The 21037-nt window shown below is 38.7% G+C and carries 21 protein-coding genes; 1 reads left to right on the top strand and 20 read right to left on the bottom strand.

Going from position 1 to position 21037, the window contains the following annotated elements; translation table 11 throughout:
* Nucleotides 1–598 precede the first annotated feature (598 nt).
* Both LRL21_RS33030 and LRL21_RS33035 read right to left on the bottom strand, forming a co-directional pair.
* Nucleotides 599–1291: a DUF3888 domain-containing protein gene (locus LRL21_RS33030; RefSeq protein ID WP_240420056.1), complete on the bottom strand. Its 693-nt coding sequence runs from the start codon at nucleotides 1289–1291 to the stop codon at nucleotides 599–601.
* 271 nt (nucleotides 1292–1562) lie between these two features.
* On the bottom strand, nucleotides 1563–2393 hold the full coding sequence (locus LRL21_RS33035; protein ID WP_240420057.1) for an SDR family oxidoreductase: 831 nt from the start codon (nucleotides 2391–2393) through the stop codon (nucleotides 1563–1565).
* A 97-nt stretch (nucleotides 2394–2490) separates the two neighbouring features.
* Here LRL21_RS33035 and LRL21_RS33040 point away from each other — a divergent pair, with 97 nt between their 5' ends.
* The gene (locus LRL21_RS33040) at nucleotides 2491–2904 is read left to right on the top strand and encodes a MerR family transcriptional regulator (protein ID WP_240420058.1); all 414 of its coding nucleotides are present in this window, start codon (nucleotides 2491–2493) and stop codon (nucleotides 2902–2904) included.
* Nucleotides 2905–3500: 596 nt separating this feature from the next.
* Here LRL21_RS33040 and LRL21_RS33045 read toward each other — a convergent pair.
* The 18 genes from LRL21_RS33045 to LRL21_RS33130 all read right to left on the bottom strand — a co-directional run bounded on the left by LRL21_RS33045 (nucleotide 3501) and on the right by LRL21_RS33130 (nucleotide 20323).
* Nucleotides 3501–4259: a copper amine oxidase N-terminal domain-containing protein gene (locus LRL21_RS33045; protein ID WP_240420059.1), complete on the bottom strand. Its 759-nt coding sequence runs from the start codon at nucleotides 4257–4259 to the stop codon at nucleotides 3501–3503.
* Nucleotides 4260–4426: 167 nt separating this feature from the next.
* Nucleotides 4427–5245, bottom strand: a complete 819-nt coding sequence (locus LRL21_RS33050; protein WP_240420060.1) for a permease prefix domain 1-containing protein — start codon at nucleotides 5243–5245, stop codon at nucleotides 4427–4429.
* A complete protein-coding gene (locus tag LRL21_RS33055) occupies nucleotides 5242–5583 on the bottom strand; it encodes a PadR family transcriptional regulator (protein ID WP_240420061.1) in 342 nt (113 codons plus the stop codon). The genes LRL21_RS33050 and LRL21_RS33055 overlap by 4 nt, the downstream gene beginning before the upstream one ends.
* A gap of 874 nt (nucleotides 5584–6457) precedes the next feature.
* A complete protein-coding gene (locus LRL21_RS33060; RefSeq protein WP_240420062.1) occupies nucleotides 6458–7303 on the bottom strand; it encodes a GNAT family N-acetyltransferase in 846 nt (281 codons plus the stop codon).
* Nucleotides 7304–7385: 82 nt separating this feature from the next.
* Complete coding sequence (locus LRL21_RS33065) at nucleotides 7386–7583, bottom strand: tyrosine-type recombinase/integrase (RefSeq protein ID WP_240420063.1); 198 nt, start codon at nucleotides 7581–7583, stop codon at nucleotides 7386–7388.
* A complete protein-coding gene (locus tag LRL21_RS33070) occupies nucleotides 7540–7968 on the bottom strand; it encodes a tyrosine-type recombinase/integrase (protein WP_240420064.1) in 429 nt (142 codons plus the stop codon). The genes LRL21_RS33065 and LRL21_RS33070 overlap by 44 nt, the downstream gene beginning before the upstream one ends.
* Nucleotides 7965–8255 carry a hypothetical protein gene (locus LRL21_RS33075; RefSeq protein WP_240420065.1) on the bottom strand — a complete coding sequence of 97 codons (291 nt, stop codon included), beginning with the start codon at nucleotides 8253–8255 and terminating at the stop codon, nucleotides 7965–7967. The genes LRL21_RS33070 and LRL21_RS33075 overlap by 4 nt, the downstream gene beginning before the upstream one ends.
* 298 nt (nucleotides 8256–8553) lie before the next feature.
* On the bottom strand, nucleotides 8554–9273 hold the full coding sequence (locus tag LRL21_RS33080; protein WP_240420066.1) for a metallophosphoesterase family protein: 720 nt from the start codon (nucleotides 9271–9273) through the stop codon (nucleotides 8554–8556).
* A 46-nt stretch (nucleotides 9274–9319) separates the two neighbouring features.
* A complete protein-coding gene (locus LRL21_RS33085) occupies nucleotides 9320–10798 on the bottom strand; it encodes a DUF4340 domain-containing protein (protein WP_240420067.1) in 1479 nt (492 codons plus the stop codon).
* Entirely contained in the window at nucleotides 10799–12238 is a 1440-nt protein-coding gene (locus LRL21_RS33090; RefSeq protein ID WP_240420068.1) for a GldG family protein, read from the bottom strand.
* Nucleotides 12239–12240: 2 nt separating this feature from the next.
* The gene (locus tag LRL21_RS33095; protein WP_240420069.1) at nucleotides 12241–13104 is read right to left on the bottom strand and encodes an ABC transporter permease; all 864 of its coding nucleotides are present in this window, start codon (nucleotides 13102–13104) and stop codon (nucleotides 12241–12243) included.
* Nucleotides 13088–14044, bottom strand: coding sequence for an ABC transporter ATP-binding protein (locus tag LRL21_RS33100; protein ID WP_240420070.1), 957 nt, complete (start codon nucleotides 14042–14044; stop codon nucleotides 13088–13090). Before LRL21_RS33100 ends, LRL21_RS33095 begins: the two co-directional genes overlap by 17 nt.
* A 14-nt stretch (nucleotides 14045–14058) precedes the next feature.
* On the bottom strand, nucleotides 14059–14925 hold the full coding sequence (locus tag LRL21_RS33105; RefSeq protein ID WP_240420071.1) for a carbohydrate ABC transporter permease: 867 nt from the start codon (nucleotides 14923–14925) through the stop codon (nucleotides 14059–14061).
* A 9-nt stretch (nucleotides 14926–14934) separates the two neighbouring features.
* On the bottom strand, nucleotides 14935–15840 hold the full coding sequence (locus LRL21_RS33110; protein WP_240420072.1) for an ABC transporter permease: 906 nt from the start codon (nucleotides 15838–15840) through the stop codon (nucleotides 14935–14937).
* Between the two features lie 109 nt (nucleotides 15841–15949).
* Entirely contained in the window at nucleotides 15950–17512 is a 1563-nt protein-coding gene (locus LRL21_RS33115; RefSeq protein ID WP_240420073.1) for an extracellular solute-binding protein, read from the bottom strand.
* Between the two features lie 44 nt (nucleotides 17513–17556).
* On the bottom strand, nucleotides 17557–18282 hold the full coding sequence (locus tag LRL21_RS33120; protein ID WP_240420074.1) for a histidine phosphatase family protein: 726 nt from the start codon (nucleotides 18280–18282) through the stop codon (nucleotides 17557–17559).
* Between the two features lie 196 nt (nucleotides 18283–18478).
* Complete coding sequence (locus tag LRL21_RS33125; protein WP_240420075.1) at nucleotides 18479–19372, bottom strand: dihydrodipicolinate synthase family protein; 894 nt, start codon at nucleotides 19370–19372, stop codon at nucleotides 18479–18481.
* A 207-nt stretch (nucleotides 19373–19579) separates the two neighbouring features.
* The gene (locus LRL21_RS33130) at nucleotides 19580–20323 is read right to left on the bottom strand and encodes a PHP domain-containing protein (RefSeq protein WP_420832519.1); all 744 of its coding nucleotides are present in this window, start codon (nucleotides 20321–20323) and stop codon (nucleotides 19580–19582) included.
* Nucleotides 20324–21037 lie beyond the last annotated feature (714 nt).

The raw sequence follows: 21037 nt of genomic DNA on the forward strand, positions 1-21037 counted from the left end.
TAAGTCCACTTTGAGTTTTTACAGTGATGTGGGGCTCTACAACATCCCTAAGGCGATTGCTAGCCCATTGATTTTTTTGTGAAGAAGGGGTTCAGCAACATTTTAACGAAATTATACGCTATAAGCTTTATCGAGTATATAATGATAATTGAATAGGAGGTGCTGTATCTAAATGGAATTTATAGAAACAGGAATAAAACTATTTGTGTTTATAATATTTATTTCACTACTCTTTAGTTTCGTAGGGTTCCTAGTCCAAAAATATCTAAGTGACTTCTTTCAAGTTTCTTCTAAAATAACAATAAAAATATTTAGTTTACTTAAAGGAGTTTTTCTAAAAACAAGCTGATCATATGGTCAGCCCTTGCAGCCTGTTGAGAAACCTCTCTACTCTAAACATATGTCCGCTAATGCTTAGCGTATAAAAAACGCTGTTATCTAGACGAACATGCAAAAAGCAAACCTTTGGAATATAAGGCTCTGTACATTGTTTACATGTATTTAATGTATTTTTGAGTGAGTATCACAAAAAGCAGACCAAAACTGGAACAATTCCGTCTTGGCCTGCTTTTTTCTGTCATTTAACCATCATTCTCCGTTACTTCAAAAGATTATGGTAATTGGGGAGAAAGTCATCCTTAACGGGCCCTCTAAGATGTTCAAAATTTTTAAGCTCAACTCCAGCCGGCGTGATCCGATATGTAAGTTCATCTTCGCCGACAGGTATATGAGGACCGACTATGGGTTGAGCATCAATTGTGATTAAAAAATCAAAACCACGGGAAGCAGCTACTCTTTCAAGACTCTTCACATTTACATAATCCGGATGAATAACTGGTGGTACTATAATTACATCTGCGTATACCTCAGCAAGCTTCTCTTGTATATGCGGAAGTAGACTTATGACCAGCATATCTTGTAATTGCAGTTCCCTTGAGTCCTCAAGTGGCTTATTGCCAGATGCATTTGAGGTTTGCTCTGAAAGAGCCTTTTCAGCAACATATTGAACATCTATTTTATGTTTGTTATCTGTCTCAGGAGAGGCTTGTGTGTATTTTACAAGAGCACCACTGCTCTCAACGAATAAACGAAGAGGTACATATGCCTTGTTATTATAGTTAAGCACCTCTTCACCTTCCTGTAGTTGTACTTCTTTGGAGAATCCGTTAGCTAGAAAAAAAGTAACCTTACTTGGAAAGATTGTTGCTTCAATTACACTCGAAGCAAATACAGACGTTGTTGCCATTAAGAAAGCACCACACAACACACCTACAATAAAATGTTTCTTCAATTCGTCCTCTCCTCTTCAAATGTAAATTCTTCTATCCATTTGACGAAGCGAATGTATTGTTAGTTTCAAACACGTATAAATTCCAAAATCGCAATGATAACGGGGTCCGCAGCAGTCGCAGATCCCGCTTCAATTGATTGAACTATCATATTCTGTTCGTAGGTTTTCGGATGAAAAGAACTTTATCTCATTCTCATTTCATTCCTTCCAATTTCCTTGCGAATCGCGAAGATGCGATGTTTTTTTTGTGACCTTCTTCATTTATCTAACACTATTTTGTGAAATAATGTCCTTGCTCCAGATCAGCGAGAAGCCCATGTTGGACAGGCTGCCAGCCGAGCAACTCCTTCGTCCCTTCACTTGATCTTGCTAAGTCAAGCGACGCGACCATGCCTAGAAAACCGAAGATCGCTTGTGCTTCTTCACGCGGGATGCTGACTACGGGCACATCCACGTGACGACCTATGACACCGGCAATGTCCCTGAACGGAATGCCTTCGTCGTCCACTCCATCCAGTCGTGAGCCTGCAGGCGCAGATTCTACAGCGAGGCGGAACAAAACTGCAGCATCCAAGCGATGAATCGCTGGCCAACGGTTAGTGCCGTCTCCAATGTAAGCCGAAGAACCTCTTTCCCGGGCGATCCGGATTAATTGCGGCACGAAGCCCTTATCTCCTTTTCCATGAACGGAAGGTGCAAGCGAGACGATCGATGCTCTCACGCCTTGTTCTATACATGCAAGTGCTGCATCCTCCGATGCTTTACCATTAGCATGTGCTGTGATAACAAGTGGTTTACTGGAGCCCGCAAGCCCCTCTCCCATGGCTACGATGGCGCGAAGATCAGTTGTTAGTGATGCGGTGAAATTAGAGAAATCGTGGTTAAATGCCAGATGAATAACACCGTCTGAATTGGCTGCACTGCTGCGTAGTAAATCCAGATCCTCTAAAACACCGCGAGCCACCTCAGCTCCCAAGCTTTCTAATACTTGAGCACCACTCTCTGAACGGGTCAGACCAACTACTTGATGGCCCGCACCGATGAGTTCGCGGACAACAGCTGTACCAATATAACCTGCTGCACCTGTAACGAATATACGCATAATAGTTTTACGCCTCCTTAAGCATTTGACGAAGATATGACTCTAGTCTAAACTATGAAGTACACTCTAAGGCAAGCGTTTGGAGGTATGATTGCATATGAAAATTCAAGAATTAGGAGACTTGATGGGTTTAACACCCCACACCATTCGTTTTTATGAGAAGGAAGGCTTGCTTGACAGCAGGCATATTCAGCGAGAGAAGAATAATTACCGCAACTACTCAGACGAAGCAATTGAACGGTTAAAGCTGATTAAGAAATTTCAAGGCATCGGCTGCTCGATAGCTGAGCTGAAGACGATTTTGCAGGATCACGATACGAATGCACGCACGAACCAGGAAGTAATAGAATGGATTCTTCAGAAAATCAATGAGATCGAGCGCAGGAAGGACGAATACGATCATATGCTTGTAACGCTGAATTGGATGCTGACATACAGGAAGCTGCTGAATGAAGATCCACAGCAAGCTGAAGCCATGATGGCGGAATTACGTCTTCGAATTAACATCTAGCCGTATAATCGTGAAAAAGCTCTTTGGACGTAATTCCGTCACAAAAAGCTTTTCGCGGCTCACAAAAAATAACCATCGCATATCTCAAGGCATCGGCTGCTGATTTTGCAGGATCACGATACGACCGCGATATTGAGAAGAAGAACTTGATCTGATAATAAATAAAGCCCGAAATTCAATCAGACTTCATTCGGTTAATGTTCTTGTCAACCGACTCATGACTTCGACAAATCAGGTTAAACGATCCTGAGCTCTTTTCGTTAAATCAAAAAGAATTATATACATTTTCGCATTCTTTCAGTGCTATGACTTCCTTCAATGTTGTGTCTCTCAAAAGAGACACAAATCTGCTTAATTAACATTTAAAGATATACAGTTTTCGCTCATTTTATATAAGCGGTTTTGTGTCGCTGCACATCCCGGAATGTACAAAACACCTTACAACGTTGTTCGTCTCGAATGATTATTGTTCCATCACTAACGGACACCGAACATATTCAGATATATATAGGTAGAAAATAACTATTACATGCAGAAATTCTACAAAATAAGAAAAGGGATTCGTCTTAATAAAGTCGAATCCCTTTTCTTTTCCTTTATGGTATGTCTATACCATAAAGAGTATGCATATCAGGTTCTATTATTTGTGTCGTACTATTTTGTTGACCTCTAGTATTGTATTCAATAGTTACAGGCTTAATTTGAACTATATATTGTCCTGAGCTTACTGGTTTTCCACTGCTATCTTTTTTGTCCCAATAAATAATGGGGGATTTAAGTCCCCAATAATTTTGTGAATCTGCCCCAGGAATTACATCCGTAAAGGGATCACCTGGATCTGGTTCAGTGGATGAAACTGTTGTACTCCAAACAAGCTGTCGTTGTTCCCCTACTTTTGTGATTTCAATTTGCACTTTAAATGGTTTTAACAAAACGGTTTCTTTACCGGTGTTATGAACCTGAGCGTAAAAACCAACTGAATCTGATTCAGGTATATGTGCGCTAAATAGCCTAACAAAGAGAGGGGAACCTTCTTGATTACCTGCTCCCAAAAAAGTGCTTCTCCAAGGCCAAGTTGCTGTATATACATCAATTTGCGGTAACGTTCCTTGATTTGGTTCGGTATACTTTACAGTAGAGCCTATACTTTCTGAAAAAGCACGAAGTGGAATGTAGACGCTGTTGTTGTAATTCAATACTTCATAATTGCTTCCAAGAGTAACTGTGGATTCTCCCTTGTGAATGTTGATGGTACTTGGAAACAAAATTGCTTGAACTGATGGACTTGCAGCAACAGCCCCAGTGGCCAAAGATAAGAGAACTCCCGAAGCAATACCAATTACGAGTCTTTTCAATATGGCTCATCCTTTCGAGAATCATTTTGTGGAGATTGTTCGCACAGTATCTAAACGTAAATACACATTATGATGTTTCATATTCCAAAATAAACAATTACGAGCTTGGGCAGGAAATATTGTAACTTATTGCGCTAACGTCTCCCATTAGTTCAATCACGAGACGTTCATTCAGCAAGGCGCTTTTTACATGTCACAAGGAAGACCACGAAACCGAAAATGTTAAAAAACAAGAAAATCAACGTCCATAAGACACTCACTTTCCTTGTCGTATGGAACGCAAAGATAATTGCCCAGATTGTGAATAAAGCCCAATAAAGAGCGATTCCCAAAATCAGAATTAAAAAGGATATTACATAGTAACCGAATGCTGACGTGTAAACAAACCAATTTCCCATGCCGTTGCCGCCGCGACTGTATCCTGCCCATAGCCATTTTGGCGAATCATCTTCTTCAGAGTAAGAATAAATGGGCTTAGAATTCTCCAAGTAATTAAATAAGTCATCCCCCTCTAAACCTTTAGTATAATAAATTTCTATTTTGTGTACCCTCTTATTGCTTTGTATGATGGATTCAACTTCTTTTTTTACTTCTTCTGTGATTGATTCGTGGTCTTTTAGACTGTCAATTATCTTTTCGTTAAAGCGGTGAGGAAAATCATGACTGTTCAAATAATCTCGTTGATACAGGATTTGAAACGAAAATATAGAGACGATAAGTACCGTTAAAGCTGCAAACAACACCCCTTTTGCAAAAAGCTTTTGTTTGTGATAAAGCTGAGAAATTTCGTAACGCAATTCCTGTTCTCCACCGAAACGCTCGATTGCGAGTTGAACTGCTTCCTGTTCCGATTTCCCTTCTTTCTTCAATTCGTGGACTGCTTCTAGAAGGTGGCTTCTCATTTCAGTTCTTAATTCTTTTATTTCTTTTTTATTTCCGCTAGCGTTTTGATAAACAGAAACGACAAATACTTCGATTTGCTTCATTTCCTATCCCCTCCCTCCAAAAATGAATCAATTATTCCTTTGATGAACCGCCATTCTAAGCGTTTTTCTGTGAATGTTTCTTCGCCCAAAGACGTGATTCTATAATATTTCCTTCTTCCGCCTGGTCCTTGCTCGTCACTCCAGTAAGAAGTAATCCACTGATTTTTTTCCAGTCGCTTCAGTGATAAGTAAAGCGTGCCTTCTTTCAATTCGAATTGTTCTCTGCTATTTTCTCGTACTAATTTGGCAAGTTCGTAACCGTACATTTCTTTGTTGTACAACAGGGAAAGTATTATCGTGTCTATATGACCTTTCAATACCTCTTTATTAACTTCCAAAGTCCCACCTCCACATCATACAGCAACTGTGATTATATGTAATTTATTTATAATACATATTACTCTACAATGCAAGGTATTTATAAACGACAAAGGGATCAGTTTCTGCCCGTTGGCGTTGGAACTAAACTCCCTCTATGGAGAAACGTTTTGCTCTTAAATGCTCGGGTATTCTTAGAATTTGATCGTAATGCATGTGTTCCAGATAAAATTCATGTGGAACCAAATTGAAGGTGAAGAAATATGTGGGGCTTGAAAAGGCGCAAAACGTCCTTACCTGACCATGACTCCATCCATATCAAAAATAATTGCATTAATCATACTTTCCTCCTTCTCTTCTCTACGGCGAACTTTCACCATTCACTGGTTGATTTGAGGAAAAGTATATTATAAATTATTTGCTACGCTATTCTGCTGCCCGTTGAGCGATGGTAAGAAGTTAAGCCAGGATGTGCAGCGGCACAACCTGGCTTATATTTATATATATCTGTCTGTTGTAATTTAAGATGGTCTAAAAACGATCGGTTTATAGACGAGGATTGATGGATAATCTTCATCATTGGTTTGACCGCGATTCATGTCTATAAAGTCGTCTAAAATTCAATTTCTATGATTGCACCAGAGCGTTTTGTATACTTCAATATTTCCCCTTAGCGTACGTTTACCGCGTTTTTTTGGCTGTACCCCTTACTGTAATCCTTCTGAGACGATCTACTTCATGCAACTGCCCGTTACTTCAATGGACAACGGCAGTCGATCGTCTAACCGGCTGCCGTCATATCTTGATGACACAATCGTTCTCCTTTACTTCAACGGCCAACGTCAGCCGAAAGCATGTTCAGCTAATTTATGTCGTGATTGAACTACATCATCCTTAGCTAGTTGAATAATTATATTTCTTTAAGTAATTTGTAATTACTTCTTTATTCTGATGCCACCAAAACATTGGCATGTCTTTGTTTTTTTCAAATCCAAGTTTGGTTGCTAGTTGAATCGATCTTTGATTACCTGCATCACAATCCCAAGTAGGGACAAGATTATGCTCAAGACAATATTCAATGAATGCAACACAGACATGAGTAGCTAAACCATTTCTTCTGTACTTTTCAATTGTAACAATATCAATATCAGCTTTTCCTCCACCTACAAAATATGAATTACATACACTTGCAAATTCAGTATCAACAAGTATACAAAAACCAAATCCTTTTTCCATGAAAGATTGCTCTGAACTCCAAAGTGAATTATACATTGGGTCAATTTCATTTCTATATTTCAGAAAATGTGTACGGTCCAGCTGCTTAAGTACATAGGGTATTGGAATAATACCTTTTTTAGAATTAAATTCTTGGAACTTCAATTCATTAAATACAAAAGAAGATCGGTACAATAATACGACTTGTCCATCCAATTTATTTTGTATTTCTTCTATCCAATCCTCTGTAGAGATATAAAGATCATAGTAATTTGAATGATTGTATTCATTCCCCAAAAATTCGATGAGGTCACTCATAAATACTTGGTTGTTTGAATTCCCGACAACGAGATACTTTCCCGAACCACTAATAATTAAACTACATGTTGGATTTATGCATTGATCAACAAAAATTTTTCCTGGTTGAATTTTATTAATCACTGAATAAGCAAATGTAGCATTGTACTTCAAAGAATTGACTAATGGTAATACATACTCATAAATTTCACTGCTTAATTCTAACAACTCTTATTCACCCTCCTAAAATACGGAAAATAACCCCTCCGTAAGTGTAGCAAGTTATTTAAAAAATGTCCTGATATTTTTATTATATATTCGAACTAAACTCCTCACGACTTGCTAAATACTTCTTCAACCATACTTTACATTCCGTGGTGAAATATACTTCTCTTTGCTTTGAACCCTTCCCATTTACAATGGCAGAGCAGTTCTCCCAGTTCAAATCCTCTATATTTAACTTCTCAACTTCTCCAATTCGACAGCCGGTGCTGTATAGAATCTTCAAGCAGTGCTCTTTCCCTTAGCGTCTGACAAGAGATTTTCAGATGAATTGCATCTTCCTCCACCAAAAACTTAGGAATTCTCTTATCCATTTTGGGTTCACGCAGTTTGAGCGAAGGATTGTTATGTAAATAGGTTTCTTCAAATGCAAAACGGAATAGGGATCTTACAAAACGAATGCGGTGCCCTAAGCTGCTCGGCTTCAAGCGCTCGGACTGCTTAGCCAAATATTCCTTCAGCAGATTCAGTGTGGTCTCAGAAATATCTATGTCCCCAAGATCCGTAACCAACATCTTGAGCTGCAGAGAATAAGCTTTTAATGTATTTGGACTAAACCCTTGAATTCTCTTGTCCGCTTCATATTGACGCCAAAGTTCGCTTAATATCATAATAAAACCTGATTGACGACGCCAGGAGCTCCGATGACAGGCGCATCTGCTTCCAGACCGTCAGCAAAGAGTAACAGCTTCTCGAGGTAGTTAATCGTTATGATTAAAGTCCTTGGCTCCGAGATGCTGAAGGTTAGCTTGCTTCCATCCTTGATGCCCGCAATCTGATAATTGAGTGGACTAATGCCGAACGTTTCAATAGTCTCATTGGCATATACATCCACCTGAACCGTACCCGAATAGGAGAAGCGGGCATAGCTGACATCCCCGAATTGTTCAACAAACACGTTTTGTCCATTACAATTTAGTGTCGTACACTATATTTCTCCTTTTCGAACGCCCCACATCTTATTAGCATAATCTGCCCGTTCCTCGGTTTACTTTAATAAACCAAAAAAGGAGTTTTCGCAAAAATAAACTTACTTTTGCAATATATTATCCGAGAAATTTCGACATTATTTTTATGGGCGATTACGATGCACTTCACATTTAGATATCCACGACAAAAAGCAAAAGCGGAAGCCCTGATAATAGGCATCCGCTCGCATCTTGATTTGACTTTCGTCATTTTGATCCTTTCTACCTCTAGTTTTCCCCGAAAAAAACAAGAGCTACATCCAGTTCTCCTCTTTGCTTGAGTGTTGTAGACAAGGTTGCCTGCAGTAGGGGTGATCGATCGTACTGCAAGCTCTTCATATCGATACGTCCATCTGTAATCGTCATATAATGTGCCTCTTTACATGGATCGTCAGGTCTGCGATACGAGATGCTTCCGGGATTCATCCACAGCTCATGGTTGCTTAGATAATGAATAGCTCTCCGATGCGTGTGGCCGAATATCATTCGTTTATGCTCCATGCTCGTAATCGGTTCCTTGGTCTGCTGTTCCCAGAAGCTATAATAATGATGGAGACTAGGAATGGTCTCGTAATTGTTGTACATATGCTGCATGGTATATCCAATAGAATCCATAGTGAATGCAAGTGAATGAGGCAGATTTTCCAAAAATTCAATATCCGACTCACTAAGCTTTTGAGCATTGTCATGCGCCCAAGTTCGCTCTTCAAGCGAAACATTCCACAGTTGATCTTGGTTGCGATATAAGGCAGCTACACGCTCATCATGGTTTCCTCTCACACACAAAGCTTTATGCTCTGTAATCCATTGTAGTACTTCCTTGGGAAAAGGTCCGTAATCAACCAAATCTCCCGCACAATAAATCACATCACTGTCTTTTTCTTGCTTCCATATGTTTTCTAATGCATAAATATTGGCGTGGATATCAGAAATAATCAGTGCCTTCAACGAGCGCCATCCCCTTATTATGTGATTCAAGAACTTAAAAGTGAACTCAAAATCTATCTGACAAAATATCTGTACAAGCCATTATGACTTCATCAACGGCTTGTTTATTTATTAAATATTGAGCAGCTCCATCACCTACTTTTACTAAATAGAAGTTATCCTTATATGTATAGAAAGCTACGGTCTTATCTCCTTTTTTAGTTTTATATGTTATCGTAGTTAAAGGGGTTCCAGGCTTTTCTACAGGTTCTATAAACGCATCAAAGCTTAGTCCTATGATCATTTCATAAAATTTTCTTAATTGATCAACCTGAATCACTTTACCGTTCAAGGTTCCGCTCTGTTCTTCTCCTTGAGTTGATTGTCCTCTTGCTAAAGGTAATTCTTTATGATTAATTGTTACATTGAATTTCGAAGATGAGGCTTCTATTGAAATTTGATCACAATCAACAATATTGGTTAAAGCTAAAAAGCGATCTATAAACTGAATGGGCTCAAATGTAAGTAAGGAATGGATACTTTCCCGGTTTATCGAAAATATATAGTTCTTGTCAGCAAATTTAGCATAAATGATATCTCCGCTTGCATCACCTAATAGGAGATGATATTCATTTTTATCATCTAGAATTTTCAGCTCTAATGCAGGCACCGAAAGTCCGAAATGTCCCATGTCTAACGGCTTCTCATCAACCAGGGATACTACTTTTATCGTAGTCTCAGTTAAATTGGTAGTACCCGCAGGCAATCCAAAAGTCCTTTTAGCAAAGTCCTCCAAGTAAACATCTCTGTCGGGTACAGGATACTTCATCACTACATGATTAGTTGGTAAAAGATGTGCCCCTGGTAAAGATGCAGGTGTAGACTCTGTATTTGGTTTTGCTTTAAGATCTAAATAAAGTTTTCCTGATTTAAGGATCTCAATCGATTTTAAGTTTTTTAAATTAATTTCAGGTATTTTTTTATCAAAAAACTCGTTTAAACTTGCTAATAATTTTTTTGCATTACTGCTATTCATTAAATAAATTCTGTTTTCATTGTTAATAACAGCGTAATAATTCGCCTGATCCGGAGTTGGTTTACCTATTTTTATTGTATGCTCTTTACCATTATTAAGAGTAACCCTCACTTCAGCATTTGCAGGATCTAACCCGAATTGCTTTAAATTCGTTGCATGTTCGTCAAGTAAATCGAATTTGGCCAATATGGCGCTTCCAGTCATATCGTTTAACAACTTCTGGTCAACCGGAAAGTCCGGCTTGTTTTCCAAAACCCAATCTATACTCTCGTTACCCGAAATCCCCTTTGTAGATACCAATTTAATCACACCAGCTGTGTTAACGATTTTGATTTCTTTTACATCGCTTTCACTACCGCCAATCGAAAATGTTGGTGTTGATCCGGTAGTTGCCGCTGCCGCTGCTCGACTTCCTTCTTTTTGATTGTTAGTTTGAATTGCAAATTGAATAATGAGCAGGATAATCAAAACTGCGACTACCGCGATAAAAAATATGATTTTCTTTTTCATTTAGCTATTTCTCCTTTTAGCCCAAACCACAATACCCGTAACTAAGATGATCAATGGAATAACAATTACGGTTACTAAAGTTAGGATAACTGCTTGCCCGCCGCTTAATTGTAATTGTGTAGCAGCATTAGGAGCTTTAGGAGGGATGTAGCTTCCGCTTTCTTTGCCTTGAGTCCAATTTATTGAATTTACCAGGAAATTATAATTCGTTCCTCCGGATACTGAATTGGCTTCAGGTGATATTAACGTATCTGTACCAATAACGACTAATTTTGTTTCCAAATAAGATTTCGTATCCGTATAATCCGTAATCATAACTGCCAAATTAAATGGTCCTGACGTATCGCCGCTCGCTTTTTCAACACTTTGTGCTGAGCTGTTTTTAGCATAAGACTCGGATGAACTGGTTAATAATGGATTCATTTTCAAAGAATTTCTCTTCATACTATTTTGTTTTATACCAGCTGCTACAGGCAGCAATACCTTGTATTGTTTGTCTGCTAAAATTTTTGTAATTTCATTGGCTTCCAGGTTAGGCAGCAATACCGTTGGCTGATTAGGTAAAGAATGATTTGTGTTTGGTTCTATGATTACTTTATTATCTACAGACACTCCATAAGCACTTAACACTGACATTAAATTAGGAAAACCGGAAGACGTATAATTAAGTGCAAAAACCGCTTTTCCGCCATTTTGTAAGTATGATTTTACTTTATTTGCTATTTCTGATGTCCAGTCTTTGGCAGGTGTTGTTACAAAGATTAAATTTGCTTCTTTTGCAACATCATCTGTTAATAGATTTATATCTTTCCTATCATAATTAGCTAGTTTAATGGCATCAGTGAGTTTTTCTGGCAAAGATAGCTCACCATTGCCTGCGATACTATAAATGATATGTGTTTTATCGCTTGTAACATGTTCAATGGCATTCGTAATTTGAGGCTCAACATCGATGGACTGTACGTATTCTTTATAGGTTTGCTGGTCAAATCCGATTGTTATCATTTGCCCGGCATCTATTAATTTGAACTTATTTGTTTTTCCATTTTCCACCACAACGCTGTTGCTTGAGACCGCTTGCGACGGGTCCGATTTAAATTTTTCCACAAGCTGCGGATATAAATTGGGATCTTTTACAGCAACCTGAATGTTACTGTTATATTTTGTATAATCGAGGATCATATCTTTAAAATCAGGGTTTTCACTCCCAGGTTTGGCTAAAACATAAATGTTTATTGGGTCTTGTACTTTTTTTATAATATCTATGGAATATTGGGATATGGAGTATGATTTGTTTTTACTAACATCATAACTTAAATTTAAACTGGAAAAGATGAAATTTACAATGATTAACACCGCTAAAACGACAATTGCTGTTAATGTTGAGAATGCTCCATATCTAAATTTTTTATTATTCAAGGTTTGAATTAAATTCGTCATTATTACCTCCACCTTCTCTTTTCAATTCCATTTATAGTTAAATAGGTGAACGCAATAAAAAAGGTAAGGTTATAAATAATGTCAGATACATGTAAAACGCCTCGCTGAAAATTAGTAAATCTGTTGAACACGGAAAACCATTGTAAAACATATGCAATTGTACCCTCAAATAAGGTTGGCTTTATGAAAAATAAAACCACTTCTACTGCTATGAATAGAAGGGTTATACAAACGGCCACAGCTTTATTTTTCGTACTGTCGTATACGATGAATCCAAATATACCTATTATTGCTGTAATAAAAAATAAGGAGCTCATTTTATCAGCTGGCAGCGCTTTTGCTAAACCGTCCATGATAAAGAATAAAAATACCGTTGCAAATGTGATAACCGCAGCTATGATTTGGTTTTCTGTTAAAGACGATACAAACATGCCAACACTAATTAAGCTTAAACCAAACAGGATAAATCCCAAATAACTAACAACGATGAGCATCAGGTTAATATCTGAAAACAGTAATAATAGGATAGGAAAGATGAATGTAAGTACTGTACCTATACATAATACAATCGAAGCAGCTATAAATTTGCCTATAGTGATGTCCGTTATGGAAAGAGGCGATGTGTATAATAACTGGTCTGTTTTTAATTTAGCCTCTTCCGCAAATAACCTCATGGTCAATATGGGAATTAAAAATAAATAATAAACCGCAATACTTGTTAATACTCCCGAAAAATCTGCTGATTGCGCACTTATATTTCCAATTACAAAATATACCGCTGAAAGTAATAATAAAAATGTCAAGAAAATATATCCTGACATGGTAGTAAAATAGGTTCTTAATTCTTTCTTAATTATGCTTGTCATAATGAATCCTTTCTCCTGTTGCTTCTAAGAAAATTTCTTCCAGGGAAAGATTAAGAGGTTGTTGTGTTAATACCGGTAAATTACTTTTTGACATAGCATGAAAAATAAATTCCCTTATATCCGTATGATTGTCGCCCTCGAAAATAACATCCAGCGTATCGCATTCTTTGCTGCCCACTATTTGTACATGCTTGATTAATGGAAAACTAGCGATCGCCTGTTTAATTTCTGCTTCTGTTCCTTTAATACGAGACAACAATTTAGAACCCTGTATCAAGTTATTTGACAATTTGTCAGGAGTCTCGCAAGCAACAACTTTGCCTTTATTAATAATGATCACTCTGTCACAAACTGCACTAACTTCTGAAAGTATGTGTGAGCTTAAAATGACTGTATGATTATTCCCAAGTGTTTTGATAACGTCGCGCATTTCAATAATTTGTTTAGGATCTAGACCTACTGTAGGCTCATCTAAAATAATGATTTCAGGGTTACCTATCATAGCTTGTGCTAAACCAACTCTTTGCTTATAGCCTTTAGATAAATTTTTTATTAATCTCTTTGACACATCCTTAATCCTTACCGTTTCTTTTATTACTTCAATCATTGCCTTTTTTTGACTTGACTTGACTTTTTTTATATCAGCCACAAAGTTTAAATATTCATCTACCTTCATGTCAAAATAGAGCGGTGGTTGTTCAGGCAAATAGCCTATTTTAGATTTTGCTTGTTCCGGCTCATCCAAAATATGATGTCCCGATATGATAACCTCTCCTTCTGTTGAAGCGATGTATCCGGTCATCATATTCATTGTAGTAGATTTACCTGCTCCATTGGGTCCAAGAAAGCCTACAATTTCTCCATCAGCTATGGTAAAGCTTACATGATCTACCGCTACATGTTTTCCGTAATGCTTCGTTAAATTTCTTACTTCTATCATAAGTACCTCCTGAATTAGCCTTTTATACCACCAATCATAACGCCTTTTACAAAGTATTTTTGGATAAATGGATATACAAGCAAAATAGGTAATGTTGTAATAAATACCATGGCCATTTGTATTTGATAGGCTGGAGGAACTGTACCCGTATCCACATTAGCGTCGGCGGCTATCGTTGTACTTAAAATATTTTTCAACACTAGCTGTAAAGGCCATTTGTCTTTGGTGTTTATGAATATAGAGCCATTAAACCAGGCGTTCCAGTGATCTACAGCATAGAACAAGCCAATTGTGCTTATAGCTGCCATCGATAGCGGGAATATAATTCTGAAAATCATTTGTATCTCTGATAAACCATCAATTCTGGAAGCATCAATAATTTCTTGTGGAATCGTTTCAAAGAAGCTAATCATAACAATGACGTTAAATGTATTAATAAGTCCCGGTATTATTAAAACCCATATCGAATCGATTAAGTTTAAATTGATATAAAGAATATAAAGCTGCACAATACCTGGTGGAAAAAGCATGGTAAGCAATAAGAAAAATTTAACAGGTTTTCTGTATGGTAAATATTTTCTTGATAATGGATACGCTGTAACGACTGTAAAAATTAAATTTAAAGCTGTACCTATGACCGTCACAAACATAGTTACATTAAAACCCGTCAAAAGCTGACTGTAATTAGCCAGATATTTATAGGCTGCTATATTAAAACCTATCGGATAAACAGTTATTGAACCAGTGTTAGCAGCAGCCGTAGAACTAAAAGAGATAGCAATAATATTAATAAATGGATATAAAATGGTGATACAAAAAATGATTAGCAGTAACCCGTTAACGTAACCGAATATTTTCTCACCTGTTGTTCTTCTTGTCATCTTAGCCTCCTACCATATGCCATGATCTTTATCCACATATTTGACTATTTTGTTTACAGCAATAATCAAGAGTAAACCTACAACTGATTTAAATATGGTGATAGCCGTTGCAACTCCATAGTTAAAATTATTCTGGATACCAATACGTAAAGCCAATGTATCCAAAATATCCGCAACAGGATATACAGGTGGCGTATAGAACAAGTAAATCTGCTCAAACCCCGCGTTAAGAATACCTCCTAAATGCAAAATCAGCAGTACAATAATTGTTGGTATCATACAAGGAAGTGTTATATACAGGGCTTGTTTAAATCTGGAACACCCATCCACAATTGCCGCTTCATACATTTCAGAATCTATTCCGGAGATGGCAGCCAAATAAATAATGGTACCCCAGCCTAGGTTTTTCCATACTTCGGTAATGACCATAATGCTTCTAAAATATATGGGGTCTGCCAAAAAAATAATTTTATCTTGATGAAACAGCTCAACTAAAACATAATTGATGATACCTTTAGAAGAAAGGATCCCTGTCAATATACCGGCAATGATTACCCATGATATAAAGTGAGGCAAATACGATATGGTTTGGATTACTTTTTTAAATTTAGTACCCATAACTTCATTTAGTAATAATGCCAAAATAATGGGGCCGATAGTTCCAAAAATAAGTTTATATACACTGATTATGAGCGTATTACTCAAAGCGTTTACAAAATTATTGTCTTGAAACATAAAACGAAAGTTATCTAAGCCAACCCACGGACTCCCGAATAGACCTTTACCAATTTTGAAATCCTGGAAAGCCATTAAATAACCAACAATAGGCACATACTTAAAAATGATATAAAATGCAAGCCCAGGCAATAAAAGCATATAGAGTGGAAAGTGCTTCTTGATATTTTGAACAAACATTTCGGCATCTCCTCTTTACTAAACGGAGTTTTTTATCTTTTAGTCAATAAGTGCAAGGACAAGAAATTCTTATTCTTGCACTTGTAAGTTCTAAAATAATATGCTTGCTTTACTTAGCGTTTTTAGCATATCTTTCGTTTATTTCTTGAGACATGACATCTCCTTTTAACAATTTAAATTGTTTTTCCCATTCAGCCCAGCCTGCGTCTAATTCCACTTTACCTGAAATAATTTGTGTAAATATTTCAGTTGCTTTAGCTGTAATTTGTGTTAATTGTGAATCTGTTGTAGGAGTTGAGAAATATACGACTCTTGGTTGAGTGGATAATCCTGTATTAGCCATGTTAGTAGCTGTTTCTGCTGGCCACAGGTCTTTCCAGAACTCTCTTTGCCCCTCCATATTGCCGATGGTGTAAACATCCCAAGCACCATCTTGTCTTAAACCTTTTAAGTCTTTAGATAGTTTATATTCATTACCTGATTTTGTGTAATCTTTTCCTTCAACACCAACTGTCATTAATTGGTCGCCAGATGTAAAGTCAAAAATTCTTGCAATACCGTCTAAAACATCGGCATTTACTTTTGAATTCACAGCCCATATGCTGGAGAAACCAACAGGCAAACCGTCTTTATTTTTTTTAATAATGTTTCCATATGCTGATACACTTTTTGCAATTCCAGGTGCTGGTGGAACCTCTAGAACAACGACTTTAGCATTAGGTGTCTTTTCCTGAATAATAGCTAAGTCTGCAGCAGCACCGGACGAAACTCCCTGATATACACCGACTTTGCTGTTTCTTATAAGTTGAGTTTTACCATTGTTTGGTTGATAGGTTACAAATTCGGGATCAACTATTTTGGCTGCCACCAATTCTCTGGCAAAACCGATTGCTTTTTTGTATTCAGGAGTTATTTGTGACCAAACTAATTTGTTGTCAGCCGTTTTCATCCAATCTGCGTAAGGAACACCGAAAGGTGCTAATGCAGGTTCCAAACCACTTTGTTTATCAAAAACAGCGCCGTAAGTATCGCCATCTTTACCATTTTTGTCCGGGTCTTTTGTTGCAAACTGTTTTAAAACTTCCTTATATTCATCAAAGGTCTTTGGGATTTTTAAACCCAGGTTATCCAACCAGTCTTGTCTAATAAATACTGCGCCATAACCAACATCTCTTGGTGTAGGCAATATGTATAAACTGCCATCTGCATTTACAAATTTGCTTTGCATCTCTTTGTCATAAAATTTTTGAACATTAGGCATTTTAGGTAATAGATCGGACATTTTCTTTAACAAACCGTTTGCGCCAAAATTGTTAATCATACCAATTGTTGTTGTATCCGTACTAGCATGAACGATATCAGGTGCCGTACCACTGTTAAATTGTAAGGTGATTTTTTGAACATAACCATCGTCCGGCATTTCTTGAACTTTAATGACAGTGTTTGTTTTTTTCTGCAATTCTGTTAATACTGGATTGTTTGTTCTGTCACCATCTGCAAACACTCCTTTGAAACCAATATTGATTGTTGGCGCAGGCCCCGCAGGAGTTGAAGATGATCCAGATGGTGCAGGTGAAGCCGTAGTACCACCAGAGCTTGAACATGATGTCATCATAGCAACGGTTAAACCAAACGTAGCAACTTTACCATATAAATTGAAACTCTTACTCATTTTGATTCCTCCAGTAATTTATTTGTTAGGAACGGGGTATTATCCTACAATTCCAGACCTTCAGTGACCATTTCCTGCCGAAGATGCCCAACATAATTCAATAGTCGGAGACTTACCGTACCGTCATCCTCTATATCAACCCTGGCAATGGCGGCATGTGAGAAGCTGAACCGGTTATGGTCGCACGGATCGCATCCAAGCAGGTCGTTAAGCATAACGGAACCAAACGCCGCATGGCATACAATAGCAATCGTGACATCTGTGCCTTCATGAATTTTTCTGATAGTCGCCATTACACGTCTCGCGCGATCATAGGTTTTCTCTCTCGTTTCCGATTCTAGAGCAGGCTGCCAAATGTCCGGCCAATCGAAGTCTCTTCCAGTTTGTACACCGGGGAACAGCTCTCCTACTTTAGATAGTAGCGGGTAATGCTCGCTTTGAGCGGCTTTGTTAGCAGCGGATTTTTCAGCATGGACCTCATAGCTCCCTGCACCTACCAATTCACGCATCAGTGGCCAGCCTCTGCGATCCGTTTCAGATAACGCCGGATACACATACCAAGGTACACTCCTTCTTTTATGGATCGCTTCTGCTGTTTGAAGTGCTCTTTGCAGGGTGCTGGAGTAGATAACATCCAGTGGCAGCCAATTGGCGAATTGTTCTCCTACACACGCTGCCTGCTCCAATCCAAGCTTGCCCAGCGGGTAATTAGGCCCGCCTGTATAGCCTGGCTCTTGATTCGCTGGCTGGGCATGCCTGACTATATACATCCTAATGGTCATACTCCTTCACGAGCCTTTCCTACTTTTCTTCAATCCAGAAAGATGATGTTCCATTCGTCCTTTTCTTCAATCACCCCCTTTTTTATTAAGACATTTACTTTTTTCATTGAGAGTCTCTAATACTATCCCTTTAAAGCGTTTACATTGTTAGGATATTGCATCTTAATGATTGATGGTTTGTTATTCATAGGGTTGAAACGTGCCATGTGCGTATCGCTGCTGCCGCTTCTTCGCTCAGGCTTTTATTTGATCTCGTTACATGACTCATGGGTATTCCACGTAATGCCGCAAGATACTTTGCGGTTGCTGTATAGCCCAAGCCCAACGCGTCATTTAAAGCTACAAGCTTCTTGTGAGTCTTAACTGCCATGTCGGAATGGGTTGATGCTTCGCGCCATAGCTGTATCACGACGTCAGCCGCAGCCGTTGCCGTAATGGCCATGATGCCTCTTGCACCGAGATGAATTGCATCCAACATGTGCTGCGTATTTGCTTGGTAGACGATACTATTTGGAGCACCCTTGATTTTCGCCTCAATACCTTCGATCGTACAAGTCGTATCCTTTATCCCTACAATTCCATGATTAACAACAAGGCTGCTGTACACATGCGGATCGATAAGATGCGGCTTATTTGACGGACACTCATATAAAATGACGGGCACCGATGATCGATCAGCCAGATCAGCAAAATATGCACCAAGCCGTTCTTGATTTTCACCCATTCCTTTTGGAGGAATGAAAACCACACCGGACACGCCGGTCTCCTCCATGCGACGCAATTCTTCAGCGTGGTTGCCAGTGTCGGGGCTGACGTTGGCAGTAGCCACAATCGGCGTATTGCCCGCCCTCTTCACAGCAATTTCCGCAAGGGACAACCGTTCATCCAAGGTCAGCATCCCCATCTCACTGCTGCCGCAAACGGCAAATAGGCCGTTTGGCTGCATGGAGAGCTGCCAATCTACGTATTTATCGTAGCAGTTCCAATCTATACTTCCGTCTTGCAGAAACGGGGTAAGCAGCAATGAATACACACCGGAGAATGGATGGTTATGTTTCAATTCATGAACGTTCGACATACTTATCACTTCCTTAATATTCGAAATTTAGCTTGCAATGTGCACCGCCGCCCGATATAAGCGTCACAGCTTGTAGTTCTTACTCAGCCAATTTATATTCTCATTCATTAAGTTAAATGCTTATTCGTCTAGAGTAAACGACTCGACGCAGTATGATACACTTTCGGAGAGGCGTATCTGGAGCTGCGCTTCGCTTTAGGAACCTGCTTACTCCAATAACTGTTTTAATCGCTCCAAGTGCTGGGACGTCGAGACGGCGGCCATCGAATGGGCGTCAGTACCCAAATGGAACACAACTTCAACCTCTTTGCCGATACGCCAGTATCGTTTCGAAAATTCCGGATCGGCGAATAAAGCCGGCACATTCAATTCCCAGGCAACCTGGCTTCGTTTACCCTTTTCCAATATATCGCCCAGTTCGTTATCCGTGATCTCCTTCGTAACGAGCGTCTTGTCTTCGAAGCAATGAATAAATCTGCCGATAAAAGGATGGGCTATGCAATCGGCCCGACTTGTAGCAAATAACGACTCCAGTACTTGCAGCGCATGCTGCACATACCCTCGCGGTGACTTGTCTTCGGGGTGTTCCCAGTAATCGAGGTGATAATGATTATAGGCATACAGGCGATAATCCAAAGCTTCATTAATGACAGGCGCATCGAGAAATTTGCCGATACCGTATGCTGACAACTCGGAGGCGTACAAAACTTTGAGATCCGTGCCGCATTCCTCTACTTGGTTCTTTAACTCGCGATTCGTGTCCAGTATCGGAAAATCTCCACTGTTATAATGATCGGTAAACGCGATGACCCGAATGTCGTCCTTCACTGCCTTGTTCACAATATCGCGGGCAATCATTTCAGGTTTGGCACAAGGCGAATACGTAGTGTGAATATGCAGATTTTGTTGGATTAATCGTTCCAAATCGTAGGTTTGCTCCATTTTGTACACAAGGTAGCCTCCTTTCATTTATGGGTAAAATCTGATGAGGCAGACATCATCGGAATGTCCAAACCTTTTTGGCCAACGCTTCCTTATCGGATCGCAAATAATCCTCGGATCAAATGTACGTAATTGAATTTTAATCCACAGGGCGACTTTTTCACCCAAAAATAAAACAGCAAGGTTTGCCTACTCGATCCGACAATTGAACCCTGCTGTAATTATTTCATGTTGACTTTCTTGTAGGAGGGAGGAATTCTTAAATACTTCGCAAGCTTCAAGTCATTCATGACTCCGTTACCGACTTGATTAATGACACCAATTACATCAACGTGGGCAGCATCCGATCCAACTTCGTTATTTCTCCAATTCCGTAATCCGTCCCTCCAACTGCTTCTCAGTCAGCAGCATTGGATATTTCTCCCATCCTCCGCTATATATTTTAATCATTAAGGTAATATGATTATAACAAACGTTTTTTTGTATGTAAACTTATTTATAAGCGCTTTCATACATGCATTGCTAGTCTAACATTGAGGAATTACTTTTGCTCAAGCACGTGCATAATATATGGTAAACTGGAAAATGCCTATTATGAGCATCTGCAGCTGTAAGTCATCTGTATAGCTAAAAAACCAAGGTGCTAAGCGGCCTGTTCTCGCTTCGTTCCTTGGTTTTTGTGTCTACAGCTGCTTTCTTAAGTATATTATGGGCAAGATACGC

This window comes from Paenibacillus periandrae, assembly GCF_022458865.1.
GTDB classification, from domain to species: Bacteria; Bacillota; Bacilli; order Paenibacillales; family NBRC-103111; genus Paenibacillus_S; species Paenibacillus_S periandrae.

What these genes read in the sequence shown, in the direction of transcription:
- LRL21_RS33085 (WP_240420067.1), bottom strand. Translation starts at nt 10,798, where the DNA reads ATGAAAAAGAAAATCATATTTTTTATCGCGGTAGTCGCAGTTTTGATT.
- LRL21_RS33100 (WP_240420070.1), bottom strand. Translation starts at nt 14,044, where the DNA reads ATGATAGAAGTAAGAAATTTAACGAAGCATTACGGAAAACATGTAGCG.
- LRL21_RS33070 (WP_240420064.1), bottom strand. Translation starts at nt 7,968, where the DNA reads ATGATATTAAGCGAACTTTGGCGTCAATATGAAGCGGACAAGAGAATT.
- LRL21_RS33035 (WP_240420057.1), bottom strand. Translation starts at nt 2,393, where the DNA reads ATGCGTATATTCGTTACAGGTGCAGCAGGTTATATTGGTACAGCTGTT.
- LRL21_RS33090 (WP_240420068.1), bottom strand. Translation starts at nt 12,238, where the DNA reads ATGACGAATTTAATTCAAACCTTGAATAATAAAAAATTTAGATATGGA.
- LRL21_RS33105 (WP_240420071.1), bottom strand. Translation starts at nt 14,925, where the DNA reads ATGACAAGAAGAACAACAGGTGAGAAAATATTCGGTTACGTTAACGGG.
- LRL21_RS33125 (WP_240420075.1), bottom strand. Translation starts at nt 19,372, where the DNA reads ATGTCGAACGTTCATGAATTGAAACATAACCATCCATTCTCCGGTGTG.
- LRL21_RS33120 (WP_240420074.1), bottom strand. Translation starts at nt 18,282, where the DNA reads ATGTATATAGTCAGGCATGCCCAGCCAGCGAATCAAGAGCCAGGCTAT.
- LRL21_RS33095 (WP_240420069.1), bottom strand. Translation starts at nt 13,104, where the DNA reads ATGACAAGCATAATTAAGAAAGAATTAAGAACCTATTTTACTACCATG.
- LRL21_RS33040 (WP_240420058.1), top strand. Translation starts at nt 2,491, where the DNA reads ATGAAAATTCAAGAATTAGGAGACTTGATGGGTTTAACACCCCACACC.
- LRL21_RS33110 (WP_240420072.1), bottom strand. Translation starts at nt 15,840, where the DNA reads ATGTTTGTTCAAAATATCAAGAAGCACTTTCCACTCTATATGCTTTTA.
- LRL21_RS33115 (WP_240420073.1), bottom strand. Translation starts at nt 17,512, where the DNA reads ATGAGTAAGAGTTTCAATTTATATGGTAAAGTTGCTACGTTTGGTTTA.
- LRL21_RS33050 (WP_240420060.1), bottom strand. Translation starts at nt 5,245, where the DNA reads ATGAAGCAAATCGAAGTATTTGTCGTTTCTGTTTATCAAAACGCTAGC.